General features: G+C 65.6%; 18 protein-coding genes. 6 read left to right on the forward strand and 12 right to left on the reverse strand.

What is annotated here, in order from left to right; translation table 11 throughout:
• Positions 1–4: 4 nt before the first annotated feature.
• From AC0L2L_RS09310 to AC0L2L_RS09350, 9 genes are all read right to left on the reverse strand, one after another.
• Positions 5–898 (reverse strand): branched-chain amino acid ABC transporter permease, encoded by an 894-nt coding sequence (locus AC0L2L_RS09310; RefSeq protein WP_027164465.1) that lies wholly within the window; start codon positions 896–898, stop codon positions 5–7.
• A 4-nt stretch (positions 899–902) separates the two neighbouring features.
• Positions 903–1,625, reverse strand: a complete 723-nt coding sequence (locus AC0L2L_RS09315; RefSeq protein WP_473577730.1) for an ABC transporter ATP-binding protein — start codon at positions 1,623–1,625, stop codon at positions 903–905.
• The gene (locus tag AC0L2L_RS09320; RefSeq protein WP_473577732.1) at positions 1,606–2,343 is read right to left on the reverse strand and encodes an ABC transporter ATP-binding protein; all 738 of its coding nucleotides are present in this window, start codon (positions 2,341–2,343) and stop codon (positions 1,606–1,608) included. Before AC0L2L_RS09320 ends, AC0L2L_RS09315 begins: the two co-directional genes overlap by 20 nt.
• Before the next feature lie 191 nt (positions 2,344–2,534).
• Positions 2,535–3,743: an amino acid ABC transporter substrate-binding protein gene (locus AC0L2L_RS09325; protein ID WP_473577734.1), complete on the reverse strand. Its 1,209-nt coding sequence runs from the start codon at positions 3,741–3,743 to the stop codon at positions 2,535–2,537.
• A 69-nt stretch (positions 3,744–3,812) separates the two neighbouring features.
• Positions 3,813–4,205: a nuclear transport factor 2 family protein gene (locus tag AC0L2L_RS09330; RefSeq protein WP_473577736.1), complete on the reverse strand. Its 393-nt coding sequence runs from the start codon at positions 4,203–4,205 to the stop codon at positions 3,813–3,815.
• A 17-nt stretch (positions 4,206–4,222) separates the two neighbouring features.
• A complete protein-coding gene (locus AC0L2L_RS09335; RefSeq protein ID WP_473577738.1) occupies positions 4,223–5,017 on the reverse strand; it encodes a MoaF C-terminal domain-containing protein in 795 nt (264 codons plus the stop codon).
• A gap of 13 nt (positions 5,018–5,030) precedes the next feature.
• Entirely contained in the window at positions 5,031–5,819 is a 789-nt protein-coding gene (locus AC0L2L_RS09340; protein ID WP_473577740.1) for an SDR family NAD(P)-dependent oxidoreductase, read from the reverse strand.
• A 183-nt stretch (positions 5,820–6,002) separates the two neighbouring features.
• Complete coding sequence (locus AC0L2L_RS09345; protein WP_473577742.1) at positions 6,003–6,590, reverse strand: YceI family protein; 588 nt, start codon at positions 6,588–6,590, stop codon at positions 6,003–6,005.
• 37 nt (positions 6,591–6,627) lie between these two features.
• Positions 6,628–7,524: a hypothetical protein gene (locus AC0L2L_RS09350; RefSeq protein WP_473577744.1), complete on the reverse strand. Its 897-nt coding sequence runs from the start codon at positions 7,522–7,524 to the stop codon at positions 6,628–6,630.
• Between the two features lie 203 nt (positions 7,525–7,727).
• On the opposite strand from AC0L2L_RS09350, the gene AC0L2L_RS09355 reads away from it, so the two are divergent.
• Together AC0L2L_RS09355 and AC0L2L_RS09360 are read left to right on the forward strand one after the other, a co-directional pair.
• On the forward strand, positions 7,728–9,230 hold the full coding sequence (locus AC0L2L_RS09355; RefSeq protein ID WP_473577746.1) for an aldehyde dehydrogenase family protein: 1,503 nt from the start codon (positions 7,728–7,730) through the stop codon (positions 9,228–9,230).
• A 4-nt stretch (positions 9,231–9,234) separates the two neighbouring features.
• A complete protein-coding gene (locus tag AC0L2L_RS09360; RefSeq protein WP_473577748.1) occupies positions 9,235–10,818 on the forward strand; it encodes a GMC family oxidoreductase in 1,584 nt (527 codons plus the stop codon).
• Here AC0L2L_RS09360 and AC0L2L_RS09365 read toward each other — a convergent pair.
• From AC0L2L_RS09365 to AC0L2L_RS09375, 3 genes are read right to left on the reverse strand one after another with little or no spacing between them, the layout of a single operon-like run.
• Positions 10,815–12,305, reverse strand: a complete 1,491-nt coding sequence (locus AC0L2L_RS09365) for an aldehyde dehydrogenase (protein ID WP_473577749.1) — start codon at positions 12,303–12,305, stop codon at positions 10,815–10,817. The two genes, AC0L2L_RS09360 and AC0L2L_RS09365, sit on opposite strands and share 4 nt — an antisense overlap.
• Before the next feature lie 2 nt (positions 12,306–12,307).
• Positions 12,308–13,495, reverse strand: coding sequence for a cytochrome P450 (locus tag AC0L2L_RS09370; RefSeq protein ID WP_473577751.1), 1,188 nt, complete (start codon positions 13,493–13,495; stop codon positions 12,308–12,310).
• 55 nt (positions 13,496–13,550) lie between these two features.
• Positions 13,551–14,996, reverse strand: coding sequence for an APC family permease (locus AC0L2L_RS09375; protein WP_473577753.1), 1,446 nt, complete (start codon positions 14,994–14,996; stop codon positions 13,551–13,553).
• A 178-nt stretch (positions 14,997–15,174) separates the two neighbouring features.
• On the opposite strand from AC0L2L_RS09375, the gene AC0L2L_RS09380 reads away from it, so the two are divergent.
• From AC0L2L_RS09380 to AC0L2L_RS09395, 4 genes are read left to right on the forward strand one after another with little or no spacing between them, the layout of a single operon-like run.
• Entirely contained in the window at positions 15,175–15,939 is a 765-nt protein-coding gene (locus tag AC0L2L_RS09380) for an IclR family transcriptional regulator (RefSeq protein ID WP_473577755.1), read from the forward strand.
• Positions 15,940–15,966: 27 nt separating this feature from the next.
• The gene (locus AC0L2L_RS09385) at positions 15,967–17,220 is read left to right on the forward strand and encodes a Tm-1-like ATP-binding domain-containing protein (RefSeq protein ID WP_473577757.1); all 1,254 of its coding nucleotides are present in this window, start codon (positions 15,967–15,969) and stop codon (positions 17,218–17,220) included.
• On the forward strand, positions 17,217–17,882 hold the full coding sequence (locus AC0L2L_RS09390) for an HAD family hydrolase (protein WP_473577758.1): 666 nt from the start codon (positions 17,217–17,219) through the stop codon (positions 17,880–17,882). The genes AC0L2L_RS09385 and AC0L2L_RS09390 overlap by 4 nt, the downstream gene beginning before the upstream one ends.
• Positions 17,883–17,905: 23 nt before the next feature.
• Entirely contained in the window at positions 17,906–19,264 is a 1,359-nt protein-coding gene (locus AC0L2L_RS09395; protein ID WP_473577760.1) for an aminotransferase class III-fold pyridoxal phosphate-dependent enzyme, read from the forward strand.
• The last annotated feature ends 43 nt before the right edge of the window (positions 19,265–19,307 follow it).

Genomic DNA, 19,307 nt, shown 5'->3' on the forward strand with positions numbered 1-19,307 from the left:
GCTCTCATGCCTTCTTGTAGGGACGGCTGAACAGACCTTCCGGCTTGAACATCAGCACCAATAGGAACACGCCGTAGGCGATGGCATTCGTCCAGCCGCCCGAGATGAAGAACTGGACATAGGCCTCGATCAGGCCAAGCAGGATGCCGCCGGCCAAAGCGCCGGTGACATTGCCGATACCGCCGAGCGCCAGCGCCACCAATGCTTTCAGGCTGAAGATGAAACCGGCGAAGGGGTTGAACGGAAAGGTCGTCGCCACCGCGACGCCGGCCGCGCCTGCCAGCGAGATGCCGATGGCGAAGGCGATGGCGTTGACACGGTGCGGGCTGATGCCCATCAAGGTCGCGGCGTCCATGTCCTCCGAGGCGGCGCGCACCGCCTTGCCGACAATCGTCTTGCGCAAAAAGAGCATCACCAGCCCGGTGCCGGCGAGCGCAATGAGGAAGCCCATCGAACGGGTGAAAGAGGTGCGCACGCCAAGCAGTTCGATGCCGGTCGCGGTGTAGGACGTGACGACACCAGCCGTGTTGCCGCCCCAGATCACCGTCATCAGGTTCTGCACCAGGAACATCAGGCCGACCGCGATGAGCAGCGAGACGTTGCGGTCTTCCTCGGCGGCGGCCTTGCGGAACAGGCCCTGATAAATCAGCCAGCCGACGACGAGCCCGACCGGCACGACGATCAAGAGCGACAGGAACGGGTCGATGCCGAGGCCGTAGAACAGTGCCCGCACGAAATAGGCGGCCAGGATGATCATAGCGCCCTGGGCGAGGAAGATCAGCCGCATGGTGCCGAAGATGAGGCTCAAGCCCACCGCGGCGACGCCATACATGGCGCCGCCGAGCGCGCCGTTGAGCGAGAGCTGAAGCAGGATCTCGGGTGGCGGGAGATTGAACATTTTTCTACTCCAACACGCCCATATAGGCCTTCTGGATTTCCGGATCGGCGATCAGCTCGGCGCCGGTGCCCTGCATGGCGAGCGAGCCGGTCTGCAGCACGAAGGCGTAGTCGGCGACCTTCAGCGCCTGATGGATGTTCTGCTCGACCAGCAGGATGGTGACGCCCTGGCCGTGCAAGGTCTGAATGAGCGAAAACATCTGCTGCACGACGAGCGGGCTGAGACCCAGCGACGGCTCGTCGAGGATGAGCAGCGACGGTTCCGACATGGTGGCGCGCGCGATCGCCAGCATCTGCTGCTCGCCGCCGGAGAGCGAGCCGGCCTTCTGCTGCGCGCGCTCCTTCAGGCGCGGGAACAGCGTATAGGCTTTCTCAAGCAGCTGCTTCGTGCGCGGCCGGGCCCTGGGCTGGAAAGCGCCGAGCTCGAGATTCTCCAGCACCGTCATCTGGCGGAACAGTCCGCGCCCTTCCGGCACATGCGCGATGCCCATGCGGGCGATCTCCTGCGGCGCCTTGCCGACCAGTGACCGGCCTGACAAGCGGATGTCGCCCGCCTTCGGCCTGAGCAGGCCGGAAACGGTCCTGAGCAGCGTCGTCTTGCCGGCACCGTTGGCGCCGACAAGCGCGACGATCGTGCCGGGATCGACATGGAGCGACACACCCCATAGCGCGCCGACGTCGCCATAAGCGACCTCGATATCGCTGACTTCAAGTAGCCGGTTCGCCAAGATAGGCCTCGATGACTTTGCGGTTTTTCGTGACTTCGCGCGGCGTGCCGTCGGCGATCTTCTCGCCGTGGTCGAGCACGATGACCCGGCTGCAGACTTTCATGATGGCGTCGACCTTGTGCTCGACCCACAGCATCGAGATACCCTTTTCGCTGCGCACACGGCGGATGACGTCGACCATGCGCTGGATCTCGGTCGGGTTTAGACCGGCCATCGGCTCGTCGAGCAGAAGCAGCGCCGGATCGGAAGCGACGGCTCGCGCGATCTCCAGCATGCGGCGGTCGGACAGCGTCATATGCGCGGTGCGCATGTCGCGCCTGGCGGTGAGGCCGACCAGTTCGAGCGCAGCGTCCGCCGCCTCGGTCGCATGCTTGACCCGGCCCCCTGCCCCGTAGACGGCGCCGACCATGACGTTTTCGAAGGCGGTCATCGTCAGGAAAGTCCGCACGAGCTGGAAGGTGCGGGCGATGCCCAGCCTTGAGATGCGGTGAGGCGCGATGCCGGTGATGTCCGTGCCGCGAAAGGACACCCTCCCCTCCGTCGGCGCGTAGATGGCGGTGATGACGTTGAAGAGCGTCGACTTGCCGGCGCCGTTGGGGCCGATCAGGCCGATCAGTTCGTTACCGCCGACCGCGATATCGATGTTGTCGAGAACGACAAGCCCGCCGAAGCGCTTCTTGACCGCCTCGAGGCGCAGCAAGGTCCCGTCCGCCTGCATTGTGTTTCTGTTTCTCCGGTCGAAATTGCCATATACGGAACATGCCAAGGTTAGCGCCGCCCCTCATTGCCCTGCCGGGCATTTCTCCCCGTATAGTGACGGGGAGAAAGTGGCTGCCGCACCGTCGGCGCCCTTCAGGGCAAACGCTTGCGTTCGGATAGGATACTTCCACACACGAGCGCCAGTCGCCGTCAGCGCTTGTCCCAGGCCGGGGCCGGCTTGTAGGTCCAGCTGCCGTCGGGATAGATGAGCTGGTGCTTGCCCTGCCACCACTGCGTGGCGACGCTGGGGATCAGCGCGAAGCCGGTGTCGTCGAACTTCAGGTCGCCGACCACCGTGTCCTTGAACTCCTGGCCGAAGATCGCGTCGTGGATGGCGGTGGCATCGGTGCTGCCGGCTTTCTCGATGGCCTGCGCCAGTACCTGCGCGTTGGCGTAGAAGGCGCCGACGGTGACCGAGTCCTTCTTGAACTCGGCCTCGTAGCGCTCGCCGAGCTCTTTCGCGCCCTTGTAAGGATAGCTCGCCGACCAGAAGCCGTCGGTCAGGATGTAGTCGGAGTCGGGTCCGAGCGCCTCATGGAACTCGCCGGTCCAGGTGCCCTTCCAGCCATGCAAGTAGGGCACGGAGAAGCCGAGTTCCTTCATTTGCCTGAGCAGCGTGATGGTGTCGGCCGGCGAGCCGAAGACCAGCATGGCGTCGACATCGGCGGCCTTGAGCTTGGTGACCAGCGCCGAATAGTCGGTGGCGCCGATCGCCCAGGGATCGTCGACGGCGAAGCTGTAGCCATATTTCTTGGCCGCCGCCTCGAAAGCGCCGCCGAAACCCTTGCCGTCGGGCGAGTCTTCCGAGACCAGCGCCGGATGCTTCGGCTTCTCGTCGGCCGGCAGCTTGTCCCAGATCTGGAACGGCACTTCCGCGCCGGGTCCCGGATGGAAGAAGAACAGCGCCGAGTATTTGAGCTTCAACGGCTGCCACTCGAAGGGGAAGGCCGTCGTGATCATGTAGAACTTCTTGTATTTTTCCGCGACGATAGCGCCGGCGATGTTCATCGGTCCGGAATGGGTCGACAGCAGCGCGTCCACCTTCTGCACCTTGATCAGGTTTTCCAGCGCCGAAGCGACCTTGCCTTCGGAGCTTTCATCGTCGGCGACGACCAGCCTGACCGGCAACTTCTTGCCGGCGGATTTCACCATGATGCCGCCCGCCTTGTTGATGTCGGCGACGGCCTGCTCATAGGCCCATTTCTGCTCCTTGCCGTCGCCGGCGAGCGGCCCGGTCAAGGAGATCGGCGCGCCGATGACGATCTCGTCGCCGGCGGCATTGGCGACAAGCGTGCCGCCAAGGCCGAGCGCCGAGGACAGCAACAGGCCGGCCAGCATTCCCTTCAGACTGATTTCCATTCCATCCTCCCAGGTTTTCATCAAGCCGACCCTCCCAAGGCGAGGCCCGCATTCATTCGTGCCGATGCTTCAGCCCATGGCGTCCGCGACCAGCTTGGTGTCGGTGAACTGTTCGAAACTGATGGCCTTGCCGTCGCGCATTTCCCAGACGTGGACGACACGCGCGGTCATCGGCTTGCCGGTCCTTTTGTAGGTGCCCGAATAGGTGCCGATGCCGACGATGGTGGCGCCGCCATCGACCAGTTTCTCCAGCGCGAAAGTGTAGCCGTCCCAGTCTTCGCCGATGCGCTTGAAGACGCCGGCGATGACGGCATCGGGGCCGACATAGGTGCCGGCATAGGGAAAGCCGGCCATCTCGGTCCAGGCGGTGCTGCCGGTGATCGGTGCCATCATCGCCGCCAGGTCCTTGGCGTCGGAACCGGCATAGTGAGCCTTGATGGCGTCGTAGTTCTTGTTGCTCATGATGCTGATCCCAACGCTCACACGGGCTCCTGGCCCTGGTCGTAGACGGCCCTGGATTTCTTCTCGATGAAGGCGCCGGCGGGTTTGTTCTCGACCTTGCCCTGGCTGGTCACGCCGAGGAACTTGCCGGTCGAGCGCATGGTGTCCCAGTTGTAGAAGAACAGCGATGCGACCGGGATGATGAACTCGCGGAAGCCGAAGACATAGAGGTTGTCGGCGAACTTCCAGGTGGTGGCGAGATCGACGTCGCCATGGCCGCGCTGGACACCGACGAGGTTCTGCCAGGCGTAGCGCTGCGAGCTGAGATAGATATGCTCGTAAACATGGTTGGGGCTGTAGGTGTAGTGCGCGGTGAGCCCGATCAGGTCGCGCGTCGGCGCCGGCTCGTGGCCCGTTGGCGGCACGGCTGGATCGCCCAGCACGCCGGCGGAATAAACCTGCCCCACGCGCGGCTCGCCCGGCGCTTCGCCAGGCTCGCGCACCCGCTCGCGCACCGACAGCACGTGCCGCGTCCTGATGTCGACGATGAAGGCCTCGTCCTCTGCCGGCCTGGCGACGAAGGTCATGTTGATGAAGAAGACGCCGGGCGCCACCTCGAGCGCCTCGTACCAGTCGGCGCCGGCCTCGCTGCCTTCGCTCCAGGCCACTGTGTCGGCGGCGGTGAAGGCGAGGTCGATGACACGGCCGGTCTTCAGCGTGATCTTGAACGTCTGCCCGCGCAACGCGCCGGTCGTCGGCAGCCTGTTGGTGGCGATGCCGGCGGCGAAGTCGTCGAAGTGCTTCCAGTCGGCGGGTCTGTTCTGGTCGTTCATCGCCATCTCCAAATCAATCGACAAATGCGAGGGTCGGCAGGTCGACTACGGTGGCGCCGCCGTCCACAGTCAGGATCGAACCGTTCATCATGGCCGCCTCGGCGGAAGCGACGAAGCAGATGACGTTCGAGACCTCGTCCGGCGTCGCAGGGCGGCCTAGCGGCACGTCCTTGGTGACAAGCCGGTAGGCCTCCTCGATCGAGCCAAGCCCATGCTTGTCCACGACCACCTGCATCTGCTCATCGGCCATGGCGGTCGCCACCCAGCCTGGGCAGATGATGTTGGTGCGCACACCCTGGCGGCCATAGTCGCGCGCCAGCGATTTTCCGAAGCCGACGCAGGCATGCTTCATGGTGACGTAGCCCGCCGCCGCCGGCCCGGCGAACAGGCCGGCGATCGAGGCGACGACGACGATGTTGCCTTTGCGCGCGATGAGATCGGGCAGGCATTCGCGGGCGCAGACGAAGGCAGTATCGAGATTGGTGCGCGTCGCCAGCGCCCAGGTCTCGTCGCTCATCGTCACGGTCGGGCCAACGCCGTGACCGCCGGCATTGGCGACCAAAATATCGACCGGCCCTATCTTTTCGTGGATCTCGGCGAGGGCGGAGCGTACCGCTTTGGCATCGGCGGCATCGCCCTGCACGACCAGTCCGCCAATGTCCCTGGTCACGGCCTCGAGCGGCTCGCGCCGCCGGCCCATCAGCACCACCTTGGCGCCCTCGGCGGCCATGCGCCGGGCGACCGCCGCACCTATGCCGGTGCCGCCGCCGGTGATGAACGCCGTCTTGCCCGAAAATCTCATGCTGCCGTCCTCAAGGGCACGAGGCCCAAATGCTGCTGATCTTCGATGCTGAGTTTGCGACGACCAGCTCAGTCCGTCTTGTCCGAGTGGGAACTTTGTTTTGACTGAGAGCGCACTTCTGCCCTTCTCTTGGACGCCGCGCGACCTTTGCCGCGCGGCATCATGCGCTTGGCTTGCGGCGGCCTATTTCTTCACCGCCTCGATATCGATGACGATGTCGACCTCAGGCCCGAGGCCGAACCCGTCAGCGGCCTTTGCCATCGGGAAGTCCGCGGTGCTCACCTTTCCGGTGGCGCTGAAAGCGGCCTTGGTCAGCGTCGCGTCCCACGGCGCCGGCGCTTCGTTGAGCAGCTTGACGTCGAGCGTGACCTCCTTGCTGATACCGCTGATCGCGAGATTGCCGGTGACCTTGCCGGTCTTGTCGTCGACCTTCTCGACCCTGGTGCTCTCGAAGCTGATCGTCGGGAACTCGGCGGCGTTGAAGAAGTCCGGTCCTTTCAGGTCGCTGTCGCGCTGGTCGAAGGCGGTATGGACCGAACCGACGTCGAGCTCCGCCTTGACGCTGCTCTTGGCGACATCGGCCTTGTCCATGACGATCGCGCCTTTGACACCGTCGAACTGGCCATGGGCGATGCCGTAGATGCCGTGCTTGATGGTGAAGGTTATCCAGGCGTGCTGGCCGTCGATTTCGTAGTTGTCGGCATGAGCCGCCGCGGCGAGCATGGATGCGCCGGCAAAAGCGAGCGCGGCAATCAGTTTTCTCGTCCTCACATGTTTCTCCCTGTTGTGGTTGTTTGTTGGATTTGGCTCAGGAAAAGCCGAGGGCGGCCCCATGCGGCGCCCAGACGATCGCCGTCACGATGGCCAGCATCGCCGGAGCGGCGATCATGATGCCGGCAACGAGCGGCCGCAAAGGCCGCGCACCGGGAAGCAGGCTTTGCAGCCGGCCGCGCACGAGCACGGCCGCAATCGGCGGCAGGGATGACAGGGCGAGCGCGGCGGGATTGGCCTTGGGCGCCAGCAGCGCCACCTGGATCAGCGCCGTAGCCGCAGCATAGAGCAGCAGGAATTCGATGCCTTTGCTCCATGAGGTGGCCGCGCCGCCGCGCAGCGTCGCGAGATACTGCACGAGGCACCAGCCGCCGATCAGCGCGGCAATCGAGCCGAGCAGTTGCCCAGTGACCAGAGATGCGCCGAGCACCGAGACAATGGCGCCGGAGAGCGACAGAGCGAGCACCGCCGCCGGTGCCAGGAACGGCTCTTCCGCTGGCGGCGATGGCGAAGGTTGCTGCGCGGTAAGCATAGCGGCGCCGATCAGCATCGACAGCCCGACGGCCAGCGCGGCGATCATCTGAAGGTCGAGCGAGCCGCCTGCAAGGCGCCGCCAACCGAGCCACAGGAAGGCCGCCGCAAAAGCGATGACGGCGATTAGACCTGTTCCGCGGCCCAGCATACGCCCGGGCAGCAGGCCGACAACGATACCGACAAGAGCGAGATAGATCAGCTTCTGGCTGGCGGCGACCGGCGGCATGACCGGCGGACCAAGCGTGTCCCAGTAGAAGAACAGGAGCAGCGCTGCCCAAAACAGCGCCATCGCCGGCGACGAGGCCGGCAAGGCGAAACGTGCAAGCAAGGCAAGCGCGATACCGAGCAAGAGCGGCAGCGCGGCCGTGGTGACCATCGGATTACCGAGAACCGCGCTCAATCGTTGCCACCCTCCAGGACCGTCGAGACGTGCCGGCGTGGCCGATCTCATGTGCGATCTTGATTGGCCAAAGGCGAGCCGTCTTGTCCGAGCGGGAACTTTGTTTTGACTGAAAGCGCACTCGCGCCAATGGCGGCTTGAAGGGGGCAAGCGCGCTCCATAACCCTCCGGGAAAATGACCGTCAGCATTCGAGGAGGATGGCGTGAACGAGAGAACCGTGCCGCCGATCAGCGTTGCCGCCGCCGCATTCCTGTCGCGCCAACACCGGCCTTTCATCAATGGGCGTTTTGTCGAGGGTCTTACGGGCGAAGGTCTTGCAGTCGACGATTCCGCCTCCGGTGAGATCGTAGCACTTGTGCCCGAGAGCGGCCCGGAGCTTGTCGACCAGGCGGTGCGCGCGGCACGCGCGGCGCTCGAAGGGCCATGGGCATCGATGCGCCCTGTCGACCGCCAGAATCTGATGCTGAAGCTCGCCGATCTTGTCGAGGCCGACGCCGATCTGCTGGCCGAGATCGAGAGCGTCGAGAACGGCAAGTCGCTGGGCGTCGCCCGCATGCTGAGCGCCGGCGGCACCGTCGACTGGCTGCGCTATTACGCGGGTTGGGCGACCAAGATCGAAGGCTCGACCTTCCAGGTCTCGATTCCGGTGCCGCCTGGCGCCAGGCACCACGCGATGACGGTGATGGAGCCGGTCGGCGTGGTCGGTGCCATCGTGCCGTGGAATTTTCCGCTGCTGATCGGCATGTGGAAGATCGCGCCGGCGCTGGCCTGCGGCTGCACGATCGTGCTCAAGCCGCCGCAGGAAACGCCGCTTGGCCTGCTGAGGCTCGCCGAGCTGATCGAGGCGGCGGGCTTTCCACCCGGCGTCGTCAACATCGTCACCGGCAGCGGCGCCGTCACCGGCGAGGCGCTGATCCGCCATCCCGGCATCGACAAGCTGACCTTCACCGGCTCGACAGAGGTCGGAAAACGCGTCGGCCACGCCGCGGTCGACCGTGTCGCTCGCTTCACGCTGGAGCTCGGTTCCAAGTCGCCGATGATCCTGTTGGCCGATATGGAAGACGGCATCGAGCCGCTGCTCGCCGGGCTCGGCATGTTCTTCAACCAGGGCCAGGTCTGCACTTCGGCGGCCAGGCTGCTGATCGAGAAGTCGATCTATGACCGCACGCTGTCGCGGCTGGCCGAGATCGCCGACGGCATGACGATGGGCGCCGGCCGCGACGCCGAGGCGCAGATCAATCCGCTGGTCTCGGCCAAGCATCGCAACAGCGTGCAGGGTTTTGTCGACCGCAGCCTGGCGGCGGGCGTCGAACGGGTAAGCGGCGCGCGACCGGTTCCGGCCAGGGGCCACTATGTCGCGCCGACGATCCTGCATCATGTGAAACCGGACATGGAGATCGTGCGCGAGGAGGTGTTCGGGCCGGTCGTGGCGGCGATGCCCGTCGCCGACCTCGACGAGGCGATCCGCGTCGCCAACGACACGCGCTACGGCCTGTCGGCCTCGATCTGGACCCGCGACATGGGCAAGGCGATGACGGCGATCCACGGCCTCAAGGCAGGCACCGTGTGGGTGAACTCGCACAACACGCTCGACCCGGCCGCCCCGTTCGGCGGCTTCAAGCAGTCCGGCATCGGCCGCGAGCATGGCCGCGCGGCGATCGAGGGCTATCTCGAAACCAAGACCGCCATCATGCGCTACGCCTGACCAGATGACGGAGGTCTACGACTATATCGTCGCCGGCGCCGGATCGGCCGGCTGCACGGTGGCCAGCCGGCTGGTCGCGGCCGGCAAGCGCGTGCTGGTCGTCGAAGCGGGACCGGCCGACAACACGCGCTTCATCGACATGCCCGCCACCTTCGCCAAGGTCATCGGCACGGCGCGCAGCTGGATCTACCAGTCGGAGCCGGAGCCCAGCGTCGGCGGCCGCTCGCTGCCTATCCCGCAGGGGCGCACGCTCGGCGGCGGCTCCTCGATCAACGCCATGCTCTACATCCGCGGTCAACCGGAAGACTATGACGGCTGGCGCGATCTCGGCTGTCCAGGCTGGGGCTGGGACGACGTGCTTCCCGTCTACAGGCGGCTAGAGCGCAACGAGCGCCTGGCCGGCGAACGGCACGGCACCGAAGGTCCGCTGCCGGTCTCCGACCCGCGCTACAGACATCCGCTGTCGCTCGCCTATGTGCACGCGGCGCAGCAGGCCGGCTACCGTTTCAATGACGATTTCAACGGCGAGCGGCAGGAGGGCGTCGGCTTTTACCAGACGACGACGGCCAACGGCGAGCGTCAGTCGGCGGCCAAGGTGTTTTTGCGACCGCTCGCCGGCGACGCCAATCTCAAGGTCGTCACCGACGCGCTGGTGACCGGACTGACGCTGGAGAACGGCGCCGCGAGCGGACTGTCCTACATGACGCCCGACGGCCAGACCCATACGGTTTCGGTGAGAGCGGAGGTGATCCTTGCCGCCGGTGCGCTGGCGACGCCAAAGCTGATGATGCTGTCCGGCCTCGGCCCGGCCGCGCATCTGGCGGAGATGGGCATTCCCGTCATCCGCGACATGCCGGCGGTCGGTCAGGATCTGCAGGATCATGTCGCAGCCCCCCTCTACGCGCTGACCCGCAAGCCGGTCTCGCTGCTCGGCGAGGACCGCGGCTTTAAGGCGCTGCGGCACGGCATCGAATATCTCTTGTTCCGTCGCGGCTTGCTGACCTCCAACGTCGTAGAGAGCGGCGGCTTCTTCGACACCGATGGCGACGGCCGGCCCGATGTGCAATTCCATGTGCTGCCGGTGATGATCGAGAACGCCGAGCACGGCTCGGTCGAGCGCCACGGGATGGAGCTGAATCCGTGCGTGCTGCGGCCCAAGTCGCGCGGCTCGGTATGGCTACGCTCCGCCAACGCACGCGACCCGATCCGCTTCACCACGGGTTTCCTGTCGCACGCCGAGGATCTCGCGCTGTTGCTGGCGGGGATGAAGGTCGCCCGCGCGATCCTGCGCCAGCCGGCGCTGCGCGAGGTCGTTGCCGAGGAGCTTGCGCCCGGCAAGGCGGATGACCTCGGCGACGAGGCAATTACCTCTCACATCATCCGCCACGCCAAGACCGTCTACCACCCGTGCGGCACCTGCCGGATGGGAACGGACGACGATGCGGTGGTCGATCCGCAGCTTCGCGTGCGCGGCGTGCCGCGCCTGCGCATCGCCGATGCCTCGATCATGCCGCGGCTCACCAGCGGCAACACCAACGCGCCGGCAATCATGATCGGCGACCGCTGCGCGGACTTCATCCTGGGTTAGCCCAGCGAAATCCATGCCGTCTTGAGGTCGGTGTATTTCTCGATGGCGTGGAGCGACTTGTCGCGGCCGAAGCCGGACTGCTTGAAACCGCCGAGCGGCACCGTGATGTCGGCGCCGCCATAGGTGTTGACGTGGACGACACCGGCGTTGATGGCGCGCACCATGCGATGCGCTGTCGACAGGTTCGATGTCCACACCGCCGACGCAAGACCATAGACGGTCGCATTGGCAAGGCGAACGGCCTCTTCCTCGGTCTCGAAACGCATGACACCGAGCACCGGCCCGAACACCTCCTCGCGGGCTAGCTGCATTTTCTCGGTCACATTCTCGAAGATCGTCGGCGCCATGTAGCTGCCGCCTGTCTCCGTCAGGATCCGCTCACCGCCGGTGACCAGGCGGGCGCCCTCCTCCGAGGCTTTGGCGACAAAGCCGAGATTCTTGGTCAGCTGCTCGGCGCTCGACACCGCGCCGACGTCGCTTGAGAGGTCGAGCGGATCGCCGACCTTCAGCTTCGTGGTTGCTTTCAGAAGCTCGTCCATGAAGCGGTCATAGACCGAGGCCTGGACCAGCAGCCGCGAGCCGGCGACGCAGACCTGACCGGAATTGCGGAAGATGCCGTTGGCCGAGACGACCGCCGCCTGCTTCAGGTCCGGCGCATCGGCAAAGACGATGTTGGGCGACTTGCCGCCAAGCTCGAGGAAGACACGCTTGAGATTGGAACGCGCGGCATATTCGAGCAGGCGGCGGCCGACCGGACCCGAGCCGGTAAAGGCGATGGCATCGACATCCATGTGCAGGCCGAGCGCCTCGCCAGCGACGGAACCGCGGCCGGTGACCACGTTGAAGACGCCCCCCGGCAGCCCGGCCTCGACAGCAAGCTCCGCCAGACGCAGCAATGTCAGCGAGGCAATCTCCGGCGGCTTGACGACAATCGCGTTGCCGGCGGCCAAAGCCGGCGCGATCTTCCAGGCGCCGATCATCAGCGGGAAATTCCACGGCACGATCACGCCGACGACGCCGAGCGGCTCCTTGTGGATCAGCCCGAGCACATTGTCGGCCGTCGGCGCGATCTCGCCATAGACCTTGTCTATCGCCTCGGCGTAGTAGCGGATGGTGCCGGCTGCAGAGAGCGGCTCGGCCTTGTAGGCCATGCCGATTTCTGTGCCGTTGTCGCGCACGCCGAGCACCGCAAGCTCCAGCGCGTGCTTTTCCACCAGCTCGGCGAATTTCAGCAGCACCTTCTTGCGGAAGGCGGGCGCGGCGCGCGACCAGGAGCCCTTGGCGAACGCCTTGCGCGCCGAGGCCACCGCGCGATCGACATCGACGGCGCCGCCGTCGGCGATGCTGGCGAAGGGACGGCCGTCGATCGGAGAGATCACCTGCAGGCTTGCGCCGCTTTCGGCATCCGCATGGGCGCCATCGATGAACAGGCGCCGCGCGCCGACCTCGGCCTTGCGCAGCGTGTCGATGGTCTCCTGGTTGATCATTATCAGTCTGCTCCAAAGGCTATATGAAGTGTCGCCGGCGCGCGGAACTCCCAGCCGCGGAAGACCGGCTCCCTGCCCGGCACCAGCCGCAGGTCGGGAAAACGCTCCAGCAGCAATCGTACCGCAAGGCACATCTGCTCGCGCGCGAAGAAGCGGCCCGAACAGAAGTGATGGCCGAAGCCGAAGGCGGCGTGGTTGCCCTCGTCGCGGTGGATATCGAACCTGTCCGGATCGGTGAAGCGGCTTTCGTCGCGGCTGGCCGAGGAGACGAGCGCCGCGACCGGAGCGCCGGCCGGAATCGTCGCTCCGCCGATCTCCACGGAGCGGGTCGTCTCGCGCGTTTGCGTGCCGATCGGCGCCACCCAGCGCAGGCCCTCGTCAACGGCCTTCGGCACGAAGGTTTCCGGATCGTCCAGCACCCGGCGCAACTGTTTTGGATTCTTCAGCAGGCCGACGAGGATGGAGCCAGCGCCGTGTCCCGGTTCCTGCATGCCACCAAGCAGGATGACCTTGATGGTCGGCATCAGGAAGTCGATCGGGCGGGTCGCGCCTTCCGGCATGCCGTCATGCAGCATATGCGACAGCGCCGAGTCGTCCGGTTCGCGGGTGAGCCGTTCCAGCGTCGGCCGGACGGCGGCGCCGACCTCGGCGCTGATCGCGTCGGCGATCTCCTGCCGCTTGGGGTCGTTCTCGAAATTGATGGCGCCCTGGGCAAGGCCATAGAACCATCGCCGCAAGGTCGGCATGTCGATATTGGCAAGGCCGAGCGACCGTGCCAGGCTTAGCGTCGACACCGGCTCGAAATAGTCGGCCATCAGTTCCGCCGAGCCCTGCCCGGCGATCTTGTCGAGATAAGGCTTGGCGATCGACCGCACGAGCCCGCTTGCATAGGATGCAACTGTGCGCGGCCGGTATTTCGGGTCGACGCCCTGGCGCAGCTGCTTATGTGTTTCACCGTCGGTGGTCAGGATGGTCGGCTTGCCGAAGGAGCGTTCGACCGGCGAAGTGCCGACAACCGCCGAGAATATCTCGGGCGACTTGGCGACGCTCTCGACGTCCTTCCAGCGGGTGACGAACCAGAGGTTGACCGCCGGCAAGAAGGCGACCGGGGCGCTGCGCCGCAACTCAGCGTAGATCGGATAGGGATCGGCCTCCAGCGCCTCGACCGTGATATCATCGGCAAAGCTCATGCCGCTGCTCCCGTTGGTTGGCACGGGGCGGCGTCGCCGCCGCCCCTTCTGTCCATCAATCCTTCAGCGGCAGACCGAGATTTTGGAAGGCGACCGGATCCCGGCTCTTCAACCCGCTCGCCAGCAGCAGTCCGACCACGGCCGCGATCAGCACCAGCGCCGGCAGGAACACACCGAGGAAGCCGCCCGCACCCGACAGGCTGCCGAAATTGATGACGATCAGGTAGATGATGACGACGAAGGCGATGAAGGTCAGCCCCGGCAGGATGACGGTCTTCAGCGCGTTCTCCTGGGCGGATGGATTGGCGCGGAAGTACATCACCACGGCGAGCGAGGCCACCGCCATCATCACGATGACGCCGAGCGTGGCGACGTTGGTGAGCCAGGAAAACAGCGCCAGCACGGGGTCGAGGCCGAGCACTGCGAAGAGCCCGACGACGACCACCGCAAGCACGGTCTGGATCACCGAGGCGACATGCGGGCTTTGATGCGCCGAATGCGTCACGCCGATCGACTGCGGCAGAAGCTTCTCGCGGCCGGAGACATAGATGTAGCGGGCGACCGCGTTGTGGAACGCCAGCACCCCGGCGAACAGGCTCGAGACAAAGAGGATGCTCATGGCGTGCGTGAGCAGCGTTCCGGCGTAGCGGTCGGAGAGGCCGAACAGGAAGGTGGTCGGGTCCTGCAAAGCCTGCAGCGATGGCAGGAGCTTATCGACGCCGGCGCCGACCGCCATCAGCCAGGCGGTGGCCATGTAGAACAGGCCGATCAGGATGACGGAGAAATAGGTCGCGCGCGGAATGGTCACCTTGGGGTCGCGCGCCTCCTCGGCATAGATCGTCGTCGCCTCGAAGCCGATGAAGGCGGCGAAGCAGAACAGGATGGCGATTGCCGGGGCGCCGCTGGCGATCTGGCTCCAACTGAAGGGTGCGGCCGACAGACCGCTGTCTCCACCGGTCTTGAGGATGGTGAGGTCGAGGATCAGCACGACGATATATTCGGCAAGCACCAGCACCGTCAGGATCTTGGCCGACAGGTCGACCTGGCGGTAGCCGAGCACGGCGACTATGGCGATGGCGATGAAGCTCCACACCCACCAGGGCAGATTGATGCCCCAGCCGGCAAACAGGCCGGAAGTGGCCGCGCCCAGCAGGCCCATGACGCCGATCTGCATGGCGTTGTAGGAGAGGATCGCGATCAGCGCGACGGCGCCGCCGGCAAAGCCGCCGAGGCCGCGCGCGGCATAGGCGTAGAAGGCGCCGGCATTGCCGATGTGGCGCGACATGGCGACATAGCCAACCGCGAACAGGAGCAGCAGAAGCGTCACGATCAGATAGGTGCCGGCAAAGCCGGCGCCGTTACCCATCAGCATGCCGAGCGGCGTGCCGCCGGCAACGGCCGTGAGCGGTGCGGCGGCCGAGATCACCATGAAGGTGATGGCGCCGACGCCAAGGCTGTTCTTCCTCAGCCGGTTCACTACACCGGCTTCAACTGTCGTCATTTTTCCCTCCATTCCGCGCTGCGGAAACCAAGTGTCCCTGAGATGCCGAGGGCCTTCTGAGAGGGCCAGTGTGCATTTCATTATTTGCAACGGCATTTCGATATTAGACTTGCAAAGGAATCGACTTGCTGTCAAGTTAATTCGCACGTTAAGTATCTGACGGAGGAACGGAGACGGGATGAGCACGGTGGCCAAAGCCGTTTTGCTGCTGGAAATACTGGGCAGCGGCGCGCCCGAGACGGCGCTTGCCGATCTCGCCAGGCGCTCCTGTTTCGACAAGGCGACGACACGCCGGCTGCTGGTGTCCCTGATCGCGCATGGACTGGTGGAGCAGGACGAAACCACGCGGCTCTACCGCCTGGGCGCCGGCATCGCGCGGCTGGCGCTGATGCGTGAAGCGCAGTTTCCGCTCCTGCGTATCGCTGCGCCGGTGGTCGAGGCGCTGGCAGCGGCGACCGGCGAGACCGTGCATCTCTCGGAATATTCAAAGCGGGGCCTGATCACCGTCCACGTCGTCGAATCGGCCAAGGCCAACCGGGTCAGCGTGCAGCTCGGCGACGTGCTGCCGATGCATGCGACGGCCTCCGGCATCGCCTTCCTGGCGTTCAGCGAAGAGCGCGTCCGCGAGGCGATCCTTGCTGGGCCGCTGCCGGCGTTCACGCCCCACACCATCGGCGATGCGGAAACGCTCGCCGAGCACATCGCCGCCGCCCGCGCGCGCGGCCATTCAACCGGCTCGCAAGGTTATGAGGAAGGCGTGCTCAGCGTCGCCGCGCCCATCCTCGGCGCTGACGGCTTCGCCATCGGCACCATCGCGGTCGCTGCGCCCAGGGTGCGCGTCCACACGGGCGACATCGAGTGCCACGGCGCCGGCGTCGCGGTGGCGGCGCGCGACATCAGCGAGCGGCTTTTCGGCGGCTTGCCGGGTCGCAAACGCGCTTAGCAACAACATCACTGCAGGGAGACTGACGTGGAGGAGAAACGCCGAATCCTGGTTATCGGCACCGGCGATACGAAGGCCGACGAGCTGCTGTTCATGCGCGAGCGCATAGAGGCCGTCGGCGGCATTGCCGTGATGATGGACGTCAGCGTGCTTGGCGATCCGCCCTACAGGCCGGAGCACGACCGGCATGCCGTGGCTAAAGCCGCCGACACGACGATCGAGGCGATCATCGCCAGCGGCGATGAGAATACCGCGATGACGCTGATGGCGCTGGGTGCGGCGCGGCTTGCGCGCGCTTTGCACCACAAGGGGGAGATCGAGGGCTTCATCGCGCTGGGCGGCTCGATGGGCACCGACCTGGCGCTCGATGTCGCACTGGCGCTGCCGCTCGGCGTACCGAAATTCGTCGTCTCGACGATCGCCTATTCACATCTCTTGCCGCCGGAGCGCATCGCCACCGACCTAATGATGATCCTGTGGGCCGGCGGCCTCTATGGCCTCAACAGCGCCTGCAAGGCGGTGCTGTCGCAGGCCAGCGGCGCCGTGGTTGGGGCCGCGCGGGCAGTCGTCAAGCCGGACGAGGCAAGACCTCGCATCGGCATGAGCTCGCTCGGTAAAAGCTGCCTGCAATACATGGTGACGCTGAAGCCGGAGCTGGAAAAGCGCGGCTATGAGGTCATCGTCTTCCACACGACCGGCATGGGCGGACGGGCGCTGGAGGCGATCGCGGCGCAGAAGGGTTTCGTCGCCGTGCTCGATTTCAGCCTGCAGGAGCTTGCCAACCAGCTCACCGGCTCGGTGGTGAATTCTGGCACCGACCGGCTGGAGAATGCCGGGCGGCAAGGCATCCCGCAGATCGTCGCGCCCGGCGCCATCGACATGGTCGACTTTCCAACATGGCAGGCCGTCCCTTCCCGCTTCACCGAACGGCCCTATCACGCGCACAACCGCCTGCTTGCCTCGGTCACCTCGGACGGCGCGACGCGCAGGGAAATCGCCCGCGCCATCGGCGAGAAGCTCGCCGCCGCGACCGGCCCAACGGCCTTCATCCTGCCCGCCGGCGGAATCCAGCAATGGGATCAGGAAGGCGAGCCGCTCTACGAGCCGGAGGCGCTATCCGCCTTTGTCGAGGAGATGCGGGCAAGCGTGCCTGCCAATGCGGAGCTGCACGAGATCGCCGGTCACATCAACGACGCCGCCTTCAGCGCCAAGGCGCTGGAGATCTTCGATCGCTGGGTGGCCGAAGGCATCGTTCCGCCGGGCCGCAGGCAGGCCGCATGAGCGGGCAATCGCCAGAGGCGCTGGTGCTCGACTTCGGCGGCGTCGTCACCCGCACGCTGTTCGAGACGCATGCGCTGACCGAGCAGGCGCTCGGGCTCAAGCCCGGCACGCTCGACTGGCGCGGCCCGTTCGACCCGGCCTCCGATGCGCTGTGGCGCTCGATGCAGGCCGACGAAATCAGCGAGCGTGACTACTGGTGGACGCGCACGCGCGAAGTCGGCCAGTTGGCCGGCGAAGACTGGCAGGACATGTCGACCTTCGTGCAACGGGCTCGCGGCGCCGACCCACAGGCGGTGGTGCGGCCCGAGGCCGAGCGAGCGATCCGTATCGCGCATGAAGCCGGCGTGCGGCTCGCCATCCTGTCCAACGAGCTCGACCTGTTCTACGGCAGGTCCTTCCGTGAGCGGCTGCCGTTGCTTTCGCTGTTCGAGACCGTCGTCGACGCGACCTATACCAAGGTTCTCAAGCCGGACCGCCGCGCCTATGCGATGGTCGGCGAGGCGTTGAAGCTGCCGCTCGAAGCCTGCGTCTTCGTCGACGACCAGAAGCGCAATGTCGACGGCGCGATTGCCGCCGGCATGCTCACCGTACATTTCGACGTCACCCGACCGACGCAAAGCTATGCCGAGGCGCTTGGCCATTTCGGCCTGGCGCTCTCATAATCGGAAAACCGGAGTCCCTCCCGATGCGTGACATCAACTTCCTCGCCGAAAACAACGCCAAGCCGATCTGGCATCCGATGGCGCATCCGGCAGAAATGCGGGCGACGCCGCCAAAGATCATTATGAAGGGCGAAGGCGTCTCGGTCACCGATGCCGAAGGCCGCACCGTGCTCGATGCCGTCGGGGGCCTGTGGAACGCCAACCTCGGCTACAGCTGCGATCCGATCAAGAAGGCGATGGCCGCACAGCTCGATGCCCTGCCCTATTACTCAGGCTTTCGCGGCACCTCGACTGGACCGTCGATCGAGCTCGCCTATGAACTCACCGAATGGTTCGCGCCGGAGGGCATGGTGCGCGCCTTCTTCACCTCGGGCGGCTCGGACTCGGTCGAGACGGCGCTCAGGCTTGCGCGCCAATACTGGAAGATCCGCGGCCAGGGCGACCGCACGAAATTCCTGGCGCTGAAGAAGGGTTATCACGGCACGCATTTCGGCGGCGCCTCGGTCAACGGCAACGCCAATTTCCGCCGCAACTACGAGCCGCTGCTGCCCGGCGTCTTCCACACGCCTGCGCCCATGCCCTATCGCAATCCGTTCGACGAGACCGATCCGGTCAAGCTTGCGAAACTCTGCGCGCGGGCGATCGAGGAAGAGATCGCCTTCCAGGGCGCCGACACGATCGCCGCTTTCATCATGGAGCCTGTGCTCGGCGCCGGCGGCGTCATCGTCCCGCATGAAAGCTTCATGCCGATGGTGCGGGCGATCTGCGACCGCCACGACATCCTCTTGATCGCCGACGAGGTGGTGACCGGCTTCGGCCGCACCGGTGCCTGGTCGGGCTCACGGCTCTCCAACACGAAGCCGGATTTCATGACCATCGCCAAGGCGGTCACGTCAGGATATTTCCCGCTTGGTGCTGCACTGATCGGCGCCAAGGTCGCCGATGTCTTCGAGGCCGACAAGACGAGCTTCGGCTCGATCGGCCACGGCTACACCTATTCCGGCCACCCCGTCGGCTGCGCGGCCGGGCTTGCGACGCTCGCCGAGACCAAGCGGCTTGCCGTCAACGAAAATGCAGCGGCACGCGGCGTCGAGCTCGGCAAGGCGCTGGAGGCGCTGAAGGCAAAGCACGAGCTGGTCGGCGATGTGCGTTATCAGGGCCTGATGGCGGCACTCGAACTGGTCTCGGATCGCGCCGCCAAGAAGCCTGCCGACAAGAAGACGATGGCGGCCGTCGCGGACGGCGCCTACGGCACGGGCGTCATGCTGCGTGTCTCCGGCAACACCATCATCCTGTCGCCGCCGCTGATCATCACCGCCGCCGATGTCGCGAAGATCGCGGAGGGGTTGGATGCGGGGTTGATGGCTGCTGCCGCAGCCTAAGGGAATAGGGATTAGGCAGTAGGCAATAGGGTAAGGAAAGAAA

The organism is Mesorhizobium sp. WSM4832 (genome assembly GCF_055811115.1).